This is a genomic window from Mycobacterium sp. SMC-14, assembly GCF_046250075.1.
Classification (GTDB): domain Bacteria; phylum Actinomycetota; class Actinomycetes; order Mycobacteriales; family Mycobacteriaceae; genus Mycobacterium.
Genome location: NZ_CP176429.1, coordinates 265,747 through 277,383, shown reverse-complemented (window position 1 = coordinate 277,383; position 11,637 = coordinate 265,747). Strand labels below are relative to the sequence as shown.

Sequence of the window (11,637 nt, the reverse complement as noted above, 5' to 3'; positions counted from 1 at the left end):
GGACTGCCTACGTGACCGCTGACGCTGTTGACGAAAAGAAGATCACCGAACGCCCTTTCGCTACCGCCGCACTTTTTGCACTGCCCGTCCGGCTCGTCATCGGATGGACATACTTCTCTGCCTTCTGGAGACGAGTCGGCCTCGACGACAAATTGAATCCGGACCTACCTGGCTACGTCGGCGAGAAGTTCAATCACTTTCTTCCGAACGCGCTGGGCATCGGCCCGATCATCGAACATCTCCTAACCCACCCCGGTCTGCTCACGGTGGCGATGACCGTGTTCACCATCGTGGAAGGCATCGTCGGGATCTGCGTGATCATCGGCTTGTGCACCAGGGTCATGAGCCTGGCCGTGCTGGGGTTGGCGTTCGGCATCTTGCTCAGCGCCGGTTGGCTGGGCACCACCTGCCTCGACGAGTGGCAGATCGGCATCTTGGGCGTGGCCAGCGGATTCATGCTGTTTCTGAGCGGTGGCGGACACTATTCGGTGGACCGCGTCCTGTCCGCGAAATATCCGCGGCTCACCCAGCGATGGCTCAGCTGGCTGACCTCCGGCGAGGTCACCATCAAGGCGCCAGCGGTCCTGACCGGCTCGCTGGTCATCCTGGCGTTGGCGTTGTTCACCAACCAGCATTTCCACGGCGGGGTCTATGGCCCGTTGCACAACAAATCAGTGGCGCCGAACGTCGAGATCGACAATGCCCATATCGCCGGCGACGGCCTGCAATTTCAGCTCTTCCGCACCGAAGGTGCGGATGTGTACGGCTCCTTCCTGATCGGTGTCAGCGTCATCGACGACACCACCGGCGATACCGTCGTACGACTGGACGGCGCGCAGCTCAGCCGGCTGCCCGAGGCGGCGATCGCCAACCCTACGTGGCCAAGGTCAAACCCGGCGCACACAGCCTGATCGTCCCGTTAGGCGCCAAGGCACAGCTGACCATCGACACCGGGTCCACCCGCTGGAACGCCGCGCATTCCTACACGCTGGTGCTCACCGACATCAGCGGCGCCACCTGGAAAGGGGCGATCGAAACCGTCTCCTGAGCGTGCCCTACAGGTCGCGGAGCTCGCGCTTGAGGATCTTGCCGGTGGGGTTACGCGGCAGTTCGTCGAGGAAGACCACCTCGCGTGGCACCTTGTAGCGGGCCAGGTGCTCCTTGACGTAGACCTTGATGGTGTCCTCGTCGACGGTGGAGCCTTCCTTCTTCACCACGAAGGCCCGCAGCCGTGCACCCCACTCCTTGTCGTCGACGCCCAAAGCGGTCGCCTCGATCACGTCGGGGTGCCCGCTGATCAGGTCCTCGACTTCGGCCGGGAAGACGTTCTCGCCGCCGGAGACGATCATCTCGTCGTCGCGTCCGCTGACATAGAGCAGCCCGCGCTCGTCGAAGTAGCCGACGTCGCCCGAGGACAGCAGCCCATCGATGATCTGCTTGCCGCCGCCACCGGTGTAGCCCTCGAACGGGAAGAAGTTGCCGACGAAGATCCGCCCGACCTGGCCCTGCGGCAGTTCGTTGCCGTTGTCGTCGAGGATGCGGACCTTGACGCCCTTGACCACCGGTCCCACCGTCGCGGCGTTGTGCTGCAGGTCGGCGGGGCCCGCGATGGTGGCGAACGCGACCTCGGTGGAGCCGTACATGTTGTAGATGACCGGCCCCAGGTCCTTCATGGCCCGCGCCGCCAATTCGGCGCCGAGCTGCGACCCCGAGACGAACACGATCCGCAAGTTCGACAGGTCCGGCTTGGGACTGGTCTTCTCCAGCTGGTCGAGGATCCGAGACAACATGACCGGGACGACGACCATGCCCGTCACCTTGTGCTTTTCCAGATCCTCCAGCACGGTGGCCGGCTTGAAGCGGCGCCGCAGCACCAGCGTCGAGCCGAAGAACATGGCCAGGGTGCCGTGCAGATAGCCCAGCGCGTGGAACATCGGCGACGGCAAGGACGTCACCTCACCGGCCCGGAACGGGACGTGCGACAGGATGCCGCCGATCGGTGCCAGCGTGGGCGGGGTGCTGCGGTTGGCGCCCTTGGGGGTACCGGTGGTCCCGGACGTCAGGATGATGATCGAGGCGTGCTTGGTGATCTTGGGCGCCGGCGCCTTGCTGCTGCGTGCAATCAGCTGCGCCAGTGTCTCGTCGGTGCTACCCGACGGTTCATCGGTGTCCGGGTTGACGCCCAGGGCCCGCAACTTGCCCAGCGTCGGTTCGGCCTGCGTCACGGCGGCGGTGTACTCGTCGTCGTAGATGATCAGCTTGGCGCCTTCGCGTTCGGAGACGTCTTTGATCTGCGGACCGGAGAATTCACTGTTCAGCAGGATCAGCCGGGCGCCGACCCGGGCGCAGCCGTAGTTGGCGATCAGGAACCAGCGGTGGTTACGGGCCAGGATCGCCACCCCGTCACCGCCACGCACCCCCATCGCGAGCAGGCCGTTGGCCACCGCGTTGACGGCGTCGTCCAGTTCCTTGAACGTGATGCTGCCGTCGTCGTCGATCACGGCGACGCCGTTCGGGTTACGACGGGCATTGAGCGCGGGAATCATCCCCAGCTCGCCCCAGCGCGCTCCGTCGGCGAGTGCACTGGCGATCACCCGCGGGGACTCCAGCTTCAACGCGCCGGACTGCAGGATCTTGCGCAGATAATGCAACTCGGCGCCACCGCGTTCGAGATAGCGACCGAGCTTGTTTGCAGCCTGGCTGGGCAGGTCAGTGAGCTTAGCCATGGGACAACCTTATGTGACGCAGATCGCCGTCGGGCGGCGGATTGCGGCCTCTCATTAACATGACGTCATGGCCGGCGGGATGTCGCTGGAGGTTGCGGGACACCGGGTGGCGGTCACCCACCCGGATAAGTTGGTGTTCCCCGGTGGACGAGGCTCCACTCCGCGCACCAAGATCGAGCTGATTCGCTACTACCTGTCGGTGGCCGACGGTGCGCTGCGCGGGGTGGCCGGGCGGCCGATGATCCTCAAACGCTTCGTCGACGGCATCGACGCCGAGGCCATCTTCCAGAAGCGGGCACCGGCCAACCGCCCCGATTGGGTTTCCGTCGCGGAGCTGCACTACGCGTCGGGCCGGTCGGCGCAGGAGGTCGTCGTCGATGACGCGGCCGGCCTGGCCTGGGTGATCAATCTGGGCTGTGTGGACCTCAATCCGCATCCGGTGCTCGCCGGCGACCTCGACCATCCCGACGAGCTGCGGGTCGACCTCGATCCGATGCCGGGAGTCGGCTGGTCGGAGATCGTCGAGGTGACGCTGCTGGCCCGTGCAGTACTGGCTGACCACGGGCTGACGGCGTGGCCGAAGACGTCCGGCTCACGGGGCATGCACATCTACGCACGGATCGCACCGCAATGGCAGTTCGGCCAGGTGCGGCTGGCGGCACAGGCGGTGGCCCGCGAGATCGAACGGCGCGCACCGCAGTTGGCCACCAGCCGGTGGTGGAAAGAGGAGCGGCACGGCGTCTTCGTGGATTTCAATCAGAACGCCAAGGACCGTACCGTCGCCTCGGCGTACTCGGTGCGGGCCACCGCTGACGCCCGGGTGTCGACGCCGCTGCATTGGGACGAGGTCGCCGACGTCGACCCTGCGTCGTTCACCGTGGATACCGTGCCGGACCGCTTCGCGCAGATCGGCGACCCGTGGGCGGGCATGACGGACACCGTCGGCTCGTTGGAGTCGCTGCTGGAGCTGGCCGAAGAGCAGGGCCCGGCGGAGAAGGCGCCGCGCGGTGCGCGCAAAAGCGTCGACGGCCGTCGTACGTCACCGCTGCCCTTGATCGAGATCGCCCGCACTAAGACTCGCGACGAGGCGATGGCCGCCCTGGACGTCTGGCGAGATCGGCACGCCGCAGCGGCGAAACAGCTGGCGCCCGAAGATGTTCTGCTCGACGGCATGCGGGGTCCGAGTTCGATCTGGTACCGGGTCCGGATCAACCTGCAGCACGTAGAAGAGGCGCAGCGCCCACCCCAGGAAGAGTTGATCGCCGACTACAGCCCTTGGGGCCACAAGGGCGCGAAAGGCTGATCCGCGGTCAGGGCACGGTGATACCGGCGGCCAAGTTCGCGGCGACTTCGGACTCCCAGTGGCCGAATGCATGGGCGGTGTCGACCTCGACCTCGAACCGGTCGGTCATGTCCGGGGTGACGGCCGCGGCGTCGACGTAGAACTGCTCGTACCACCGGCGCAGCTGGTAGACCGGGCCATCTTCTTCGGTGAGCAACGGGTTCTCGACGGGCGCCTTGTGCTTCCAGATCTCGACGTCCTCGAGGAATCCCGCTCCGAATGAGCGACTCATGGCCGCGGCGAGTTTGGTGGCCTTCTCCGCCGGCAGGTTCGGCATCTGCTGAACGGCGACACCCCACTGCAGCATGAAGGAGTCCTGCGTGACCGGGTAGTGGCAGTTGATCAGCGCGATCTCGGCCGTGAAATCCGGCGCGAGATCGTTGTGCAGCCAGTTGATCATGTAAGCCGGCCCGAAGTAGGTCGCCTCGGAGCGCAGGTAGGTGCCCTCCCACAGTTTGTCGGCGCCCGGAGAGTCCGGCCGGACCTTGCTCTCCATGTACTGGCTGGCGTGAGAACCTTCGATCACGTTCTTGAAGTAGGTCGGATATGAGTGGTGGATGTAGAAGAAGTGCGCCATGTCGACGACGTTGTCGATGATCTCTCGGCAGTTGGCGCCCTCGATCAAGACCGAATCCCATTGCCACGGCGACCACTTACCGGCGTCCATTCCCTCGATCTGAGGTGGGGTCAGTTCCGCGGGTGGTGTCGAGCCCTCCGGGTCGTGCCACATCAACAGTTGGCCGTTGACCTCGCAGGTCGGCCAGCGTCGGGTGCGCGCCGTCCGCGGCGCCCGTTTGGCGTAGGGCACCATGGCGCACCGGCCGGTCGAGCCCTGCCAACGCCAGTCGTGGAAGGGACACGCCACGGCGTCACCCTTGACCGTGCCCCGGGACAGGTCGCCGCCCATGTGCCGGCAATAAGCGTCCAGCACATGCACTTCGCCGTGGGAGTCGGCGAACACCACCAGCTTCATGCCAAAGGCGTTGATGCCGTGCGGCTTACCATCGCGGAAGGTCTCCGCCAGGCCCAGGCAGTGCCATCCCCGGGCATACCGATTCTTGGGGGTGCCGTGGTCCAGCGCCCGGATCGCGCAATCACTCATCGTCTCTACCCTTCGCCTCGCAGGTAGCTTTGCCGACCGTAGGACGTGAATTCGGCGTCCAACGAACGCTTGTCGTCGTCGGTCATGCGGGTGTACTCGGGGGTACCCCGCCCGACCCAGCGGTATACCGGTTCGTCGGTGTGCCAGCGCTGCGCCTGCAGTTCGCGTTTGAGCACCTTGTTCGAGCCGGTGACCGGCAGGCCGGCCGAGATCCGCAGGAACCGCGGGAAGCCCTTGCGGCCCAGGTCGGGTTGGGCGGCCAGATACCCGGCGAAGGCGGCCGCGTCGAAGCTGTCGGGATCGGCGACCTCGACGGCACCCATCACCTGGTCACCGGAGCGCGGGTCGGGCACCGCGTAGACGCCGGCGCTGATGATCAGCGGATGCCGGCGCAGTACCTGTTCGATGGTCAGCGCGGAGGTGTTCTCCCCGTCGACCCGGATCCAGTCGCCGCGGCGGCCGGCGAAGTACAGGAAGCCGGCCGCGTCGCGGTAGCCGAGGTCACCGGTCCAGTACCAGCCGTCGCGGATCTTTTCAGAGTCTGCGGTGTCGTTCTTGTAGTAGCCCTCGAAGTCGCGGGCCCCGGTCCTGTCGACGATCTCACCGACCGCTTCGTCGGCGTTGGAAACCCTGCCGTGCTCGTCGAGGACCGCGGTGGCGCACTCGGCACGGGTCTGCGGGTCGACGATGGCGATGCCCGCGTGTGCCGGACGGCCCAGCGCGCCGGGCGGTGCCGCCGGGTCGGGTATCGCGGCGTTGCCACCCTCACTGGAGCCGTACCCCTCGTGCAGCACCGCGCCGAACCGGCGGAGAAACTCGGCCTGATCCTGCGGCGACGCCTCGGTTCCGAAGCCGCGGACTAGGGCGTTATCGGCATCGTCGGGCTGTTCGGCGGTGGCCAGCAGGTAGCCCAGCGCCTTGCCCACGTAGGTGAAGTAGGTCGCGCCGAAGTAGCGCACGTCGGGCAGGAACTGCGAAGCCGAGAACTTGGGCGTCAGACAGATCGTGGCTCCGTTGGCCAGCGCGGGCGCCCACAGCGCCATGATCGCGTTGCCGTGAAACAGGGGCATGCAGCAGTAGTCGACGTCGGAGCGCACGTGGCCGAATTTGGCGGTGGCCATGTCGGCGATCCGGACCAGCCGGCCCTGACTGCATTTGACCGCCTTGGAGGCACCGGTGGTGCCGGAGGTGAACAGCAGCAGCAGTAGCGATCCCGGCCCCACGCCCGCGGCGGCGGCCGGCTCCACCCGATGTTCACCAACCAGGGCGGCGTAGCCGGGGTCGTCGATCACCAGGAAGCGTTCCGTCTCCAGGCCGTGGTTCAGGCCGCGTAGCCGGTCCATTCCGGCGGTGTCGGTGACGATCAGCTGACAATCCGCGTGGCGGATCTCCGCGGCCATGTCGGCATCGCCGCGGGTGGGATTGATGCCGACGATGACACCGCCCGCCAACGCGCCGGCACCGAGCCAGAACACGAAGTCTTCGACGTTGTCCAGCAGCACGCCGATGTGAAACGGCCCGTCCCGGCGCAACTCCGCCGCCAACGCGGCGCGCGCGGCGGACTCGCGCACCACCTCGTCCCAGGTCCAATCTCGGTGCCGGGTGCGCAACCCCAGATGCCGGTCGCCGAGGCGGTCGAGCAGCATCCCCGCGATATCAGTGGGCATTCGCCGCGGGTGCGTGAACGAGATCGATGTACTGCTGCGGGAGGTCTTCACGGGCCACCGGGGTCACGCTGCGCACGCCGGCGAAGTAGGAGTCCTCTCCGACGATCTTGCCGCTGGCATCGAGCGGCCACAGCAGGACCTGTCGGTACACCACCAAGTAGTCGGCGTCGGGATCTTCGACTTCCACCCCGAGAATGGCGGTCGCCAAGGCGCCCGGGTACAGCTGCTTCATGTCCCCTTCGGTGACCACGCAGTCGTCGTCGACCACCAGCCGGTCGATGGCGAACTCCAGCACGTTGGTACGGGTCGCCATGAAGTTCGTGTAGTAGGTGTGCACTCCCTCGGTGGTCTTGGGACCGACATCCTGACCGCCCATCCAGAAGTGGTAGTCCGGCTCGGCGCTCAGCGTCTCCATCACCTGGTCGAGGTCGGGCGAAGCCTCGCCCTTCATGTGCTCGATCACCACTTGGAGCGCGGCCCGGTGCCGCTCATTGGTGGTTTCGGCCAACCGCTTCTCCAAGGGGGCCCAGGTCCGGCTGGGGTCGATCACGGCCACGATTCTCGCTCCTTCTTTTCAGGTGGTGATCATCATCACTGCAATCGTCGATGCCGGTCATCCGCCATCCGTCTGCTGGTTTACGGATTCTGCCCGACGTTTGTCGGTTCGGTGACGGAAAGCTCAGCCGCCGACAGCGCAATCCGGCGCACGAAGAGCACCAGGGTGGCCGTGAAGCGATCGATCGGGTCGGCCAGATCCCAGCCCATCGCCGACTCGACGTGGGCAATGCGGGACGCCACCGTGCTGTGGTGCAGGTGCAACTGGGTGGCAGTGCGGCGCAGCGAACCGAGCACGCAGAACGCTTCGGTGGTATCGACGTCGTGAGCCCCGGCCGGCTTCGCCGCGATGGCGTTGATCCGCGCCACATCGTGGTGGCGCAGCACCCGCTCCAGCGGAAGGTCGGCGAGTAGCTCCAGGACACTCAGGCGTTCGTAGGCGACCGCCCGTCGCCCGTAGTGCGTGGACGAAGCGAATCGCAGCCCCCGCTGCGCCTGCTGCCACGATGTCGCCGCACCGAACACGGTGGACTTGGCTCCGATCCCGACCCACGGCCCCCGGCCCAGCTGTGCCGGAAATGGTGGCGGAAAGGCCGCGATGATCGCCGCATCGAGCCGGTCCGACAGGGTCCGGGCATCCTCGGAGCTATAACACAGCAGCGCCGTGTCGGCGCCGATCGTGACCGAGCGGACCGGTTGGTCGCCCAGTTCCCTCACAACGACGCGCAGCGCCTCGGCGGGCGATCCCGCCGAGACCGCCAGCACCCGGACCTCGCGGGACTCATCGAGACCCAACAGCCGGATCGCCCGGGCCCGCTCCGCCGGTAATTCGTTGTCGGACAACACCAGTTCCAGCAGCGCGGGGTCACCCAGCCGGACGGTTGCTCCCGCCCGCGACGCCGCCATGCGCAGCGCGTGACGCACCCGGTCCGCCAGCACCTCGTCGAGTGGATGCGCTGAGGTGCCGGCGCGCTCCAGTCGGATCTCGGGTTCGGTCTCCGATATCCATCGCACGGTCACCGGGCATTGCGCGACGGACTCGGCCGACCGGATCACTGTCTCGGTATCGGCGTTCGACTCGACGAGTGCGTCGAAATGCGCGACGACCCGCAGCACCGCATCGGCACCGGAATCCAGCTGGGACAGCCGGATCGGCTCGGGATCCATCAGCCGAGGCTATCGCGGATCCGCCACGGGATCGGCGGCTTCAGTTGATCGTGAAGCCGCCGTCGACCGCGATGGTCTGTCCGGTGACGTAGCCGCCGGCATCCGAGGCAAGCCACAGCACCGAGGCTGCGAGATCTTCCGGGTCGCCCATCCGGCCCAGCACGATTCGGTGGGCGACGCTGTCCAGGTAGCCCGGTCGGTACTGGTCGGTCATCTCCGAGGCGAAGAAGCCGGGAGCAATCGCGTTGACCCGGATACCTTTTCGGCTGCCCCATTGCTGCGCCAAGTCCCGCGTCAGACCGATCAGTCCGGCCTTGCTGGCGGCATACGCCGCCTGCGGCAACCCAGCCGTGGTCAGCCCCAGAACGCTGGAGATGTTGACGATCGACGAACCCGGCGCCATCACCCGTCCGCAGGCCTGCGCCGCCCAGTAGGCCCCGTTGAGGTTGACGTCGATGACCTCCCGGAACTGCTCGGGGGTTTCCCGGGTGGCCGGGTGCGCCGTTCCGATGCCGGCGTTGTTGATCAGCACATCGACGCGGCCGAATCGCTCAATGGCCGCCTCGACCATTCTGGTCGCTGCCTCCGGGTCGGCGATATCGGTCGCCACCGGCAGGGCTGCGCGCCCGGCAGCGGTGACGAGTTCGGCCGCCTCCGCGAGCTTCTCCACCCGCCGCGCTGCCAGCACCACGTCCGCGCCGGCCTCGGCGAAGGCCCGAGCGAAATACACCCCGAGACCCGAGGACGCCCCGGTCACCACGGCGACCTTGCCTTCCATCCGGAACTTGTCCAGTACGCTCACCCGACTCACCTTTCTCGACTTTTTACGGTTATTTCAACGCATTTCGCGCCGCAGTGATGAACTCCGGCGCAGCCTGTGCCGCTTCACCGGCATTCTGCACGTCTTTCGCGCCGTGCTGAGCTCGGTGGGTGATTCCTTCGGCGATCACCCCGATCTTGAAGTTCGCCAGCGCCAGGTAGAAGTTCCAACCGCTCAGGTCACGGCCGGACAGCCGTGCGTATTCCTCGGCGAGGGCGTCGGCCGATGGCAGGCGTGCACTGGTCCACGCGGCGGGGTGGCCGAACACCAGGTCGAATGCCGGTGACCGGTAGGCACACATCAGGGCGATGTCGGTGAGCGGATCTCCGAGGGTGGACAGCTCCCAGTCCACAACTGCCCGGATGACGTCCGCCCGCTCCGGATCGCAGATGGTGTTGTCGATGCGGAAGTCGCCATGCACCACCGAGGGTTGCGATGTCTGTGGGATGGCGCCGGCCAGTGCCGCGGCCAGCTTCGAGACATCATCGGACAGCGCCTCATCGTTGGCAGGCGATTTGACCAGCTCCCATTGGCGAGCCCACAGGCGCACCTGACGTTCCAGGAATCCGTCTGGCCTACCGAAGGATTCGAGCCCGACGGCACGGTAGTCGACCGCGTGCAGATCCACCAGAGCCTGCACCAGCGCCTTGGCGTTGGCCGCCAGTTCCGCGTCGGACAGGGTGTCCAGATCGTCCTTGTGCCGGTAGACCCGTCCGGTCACGAACTCCGTGACGGTCAACGGCGCGCCGCAGACCGCGCCGTCGGCGTCGAGTGCCACGGGTCGTGCGATCGGAACACCGGTGCCGTAGAGCTTGTCGGTGACCACGAATTCGCGGCCCACATCGTGGGCCGACGGGGTCAGGCCGCCGAGCGGAGGTCGGCGCACGACCCACGCCGACGATTCGTCGCTGACCTTGAAGGTGAGGTTGGAGCGGCCACCGGCGATCAGTTCGACGGTGAGCTCACCGCGAACCGGAACGTCGTTGGCGATGAGGTATTGCCGCAGGGCAACCGGATCCAGGGCTTCGACCGTCACTGTGCGGCGTCCTTGCGAGCGCGCCGTGCCGCCCCGACCCGCCGCTTGGCAATGGCCCAGCGGTGCACCTCGGAGGGGCCGTCGTAAACCCGGAACGGACGCACCTCGCGGGAAAGCCGCGCCGGCGGCAGGTCCTCGGTGACCCCGAGCGCGCCGCACATCTGGACGCTGCGGTCGACGATCCGGAAGATCGCCTCGGCGGCGAACGTCTTGGCGATCGACGTCGCGTCGCCGGCACCAGAGCCCTGATCGAGTTCCCAGCATGCGCGCACCAGCAGGGCTCGGGTAGCGGCGATGTCGATTTCGTTGTCGGCCACCATGTTCTGGATCATGCCCAGATCGCCGAGCGCCGATCCGAATGCCTGACGCTCCACGACGTGCGACAGCGCGGTGTCGTGACCACGGCGGGCGGCGCCGAGCCAGCGCATGACGTGGGTCATGCGCGCAGGCCCGAGGCGCACCTGGGCGTATTCGAAGCCGCGGTCCACCTCGCCGAGCACCGCTTCCTCGGGTACCCGAACGTCGTCGAAGAACACCTCACAGTGGCCGCCCACCATGGACCGGTCCAGGGTCGGGATGTGTCGGCCGACGGTCAGACCCGCGGTGTCGGCGGGGACCAGGAACATGGTGGCGCCGCCGCGCTGGCCGGGTTCCCCGGAGGTGCGGGCCATGACGATGAAGAATCCCGCGCCGTCGGCGCCGGTGATGTACCACTTGCGGCCGGTGATGTACCAATCTCCCGACCGGCGCTGCGCCTTGGTCGTCAGCGCGGCCGGGTCCGAACCCGCGCCCGGCCCCGGCTCGGTCATCGCGAACGCGGACCGCACGTCGCCGGCCGCCAGCGGCGCGAGGTAGCGCGCCTTCTGCTCGGGGCTGGCCACCTCTGCCAGCAGATGCACGTTGCCCTCATCGGGGGCGGCGATGTTCACCGCGGCCGGGCCGAACAGCGAATACCCGGCGGCCTCGAACACCGGCGCCCGGTCGGACATGTTCAAGCCCAGCCCGCCGTACTCGACGGGAGCGTGCGGCGCGAACACACCCGCTTCTCGAGCCGCCGCCTGCAGTTCCTGCACCGCGGCGTCCCCGCCCGCGGCCGCGATGTCCCCGCCGAAGCGGTCCTCCACCGGCAGGACCACGTCCTCGATGAACGCCCGCGTCTTTTCGACGAGTTCCGACACTTCCGGCGAGTAGCTCAACTCGATCGCCATGACACCCCATCACC

General features: G+C 67.1%; 9 protein-coding genes and 1 pseudogene. 2 read left to right on the top strand and 8 right to left on the bottom strand.

All coding sequences use genetic code 11. The annotated features are described in order from the left end of the window. Positions 1 to 11: 11 nt before the first annotated feature. A pseudogene (locus tag ACKY0W_RS01295) lies at positions 12 to 1,048 on the top strand (TQO small subunit DoxD). A gap of 7 nt (positions 1,049 to 1,055) precedes the next feature. Here the strand turns inward: ACKY0W_RS01295 and fadD2 are convergent. Next, positions 1,056 to 2,726: a long-chain-fatty-acid--CoA ligase FadD2 gene (gene fadD2, locus ACKY0W_RS01290; protein WP_409436062.1), complete on the bottom strand. Its 1,671-nt coding sequence runs from the start codon at positions 2,724 to 2,726 to the stop codon at positions 1,056 to 1,058. Positions 2,727 to 2,793: 67 nt separating this feature from the next. On the opposite strand from fadD2, the gene ACKY0W_RS01285 reads away from it, so the two are divergent. Continuing rightward, on the top strand, positions 2,794 to 4,029 hold the full coding sequence (locus ACKY0W_RS01285) for a DNA polymerase domain-containing protein (RefSeq protein WP_409436061.1): 1,236 nt from the start codon (positions 2,794 to 2,796) through the stop codon (positions 4,027 to 4,029). Between the two features lie 7 nt (positions 4,030 to 4,036). Here ACKY0W_RS01285 and ACKY0W_RS01280 read toward each other — a convergent pair whose 3' ends face one another. From ACKY0W_RS01280 to ACKY0W_RS01250, 7 genes are all read right to left on the bottom strand, one after another. Further along, complete coding sequence (locus ACKY0W_RS01280; RefSeq protein WP_409436060.1) at positions 4,037 to 5,170, bottom strand: Rieske 2Fe-2S domain-containing protein; 1,134 nt, start codon at positions 5,168 to 5,170, stop codon at positions 4,037 to 4,039. 5 nt (positions 5,171 to 5,175) lie between these two features. Continuing rightward, positions 5,176 to 6,837 carry an AMP-binding protein gene (locus tag ACKY0W_RS01275; RefSeq protein WP_409436059.1) on the bottom strand — a complete coding sequence of 554 codons (1,662 nt, stop codon included), beginning with the start codon at positions 6,835 to 6,837 and terminating at the stop codon, positions 5,176 to 5,178. Next, positions 6,827 to 7,393: a nuclear transport factor 2 family protein gene (locus tag ACKY0W_RS01270; protein WP_409436058.1), complete on the bottom strand. Its 567-nt coding sequence runs from the start codon at positions 7,391 to 7,393 to the stop codon at positions 6,827 to 6,829. The genes ACKY0W_RS01275 and ACKY0W_RS01270 overlap by 11 nt, the downstream gene beginning before the upstream one ends. An 80-nt stretch (positions 7,394 to 7,473) precedes the next feature. Then, positions 7,474 to 8,559, bottom strand: coding sequence for a PucR family transcriptional regulator (locus ACKY0W_RS01265; protein ID WP_409436057.1), 1,086 nt, complete (start codon positions 8,557 to 8,559; stop codon positions 7,474 to 7,476). 40 nt (positions 8,560 to 8,599) lie between these two features. Beyond that, positions 8,600 to 9,361, bottom strand: coding sequence for an SDR family NAD(P)-dependent oxidoreductase (locus ACKY0W_RS01260; RefSeq protein WP_409436056.1), 762 nt, complete (start codon positions 9,359 to 9,361; stop codon positions 8,600 to 8,602). Positions 9,362 to 9,389: 28 nt separating this feature from the next. Further along, entirely contained in the window at positions 9,390 to 10,415 is a 1,026-nt protein-coding gene (locus tag ACKY0W_RS01255; protein WP_409436055.1) for a phosphotransferase family protein, read from the bottom strand. Continuing rightward, a complete protein-coding gene (locus ACKY0W_RS01250) occupies positions 10,412 to 11,623 on the bottom strand; it encodes an acyl-CoA dehydrogenase family protein (RefSeq protein ID WP_409436054.1) in 1,212 nt (403 codons plus the stop codon). Before ACKY0W_RS01250 ends, ACKY0W_RS01255 begins: the two co-directional genes overlap by 4 nt. Positions 11,624 to 11,637 lie beyond the last annotated feature (14 nt).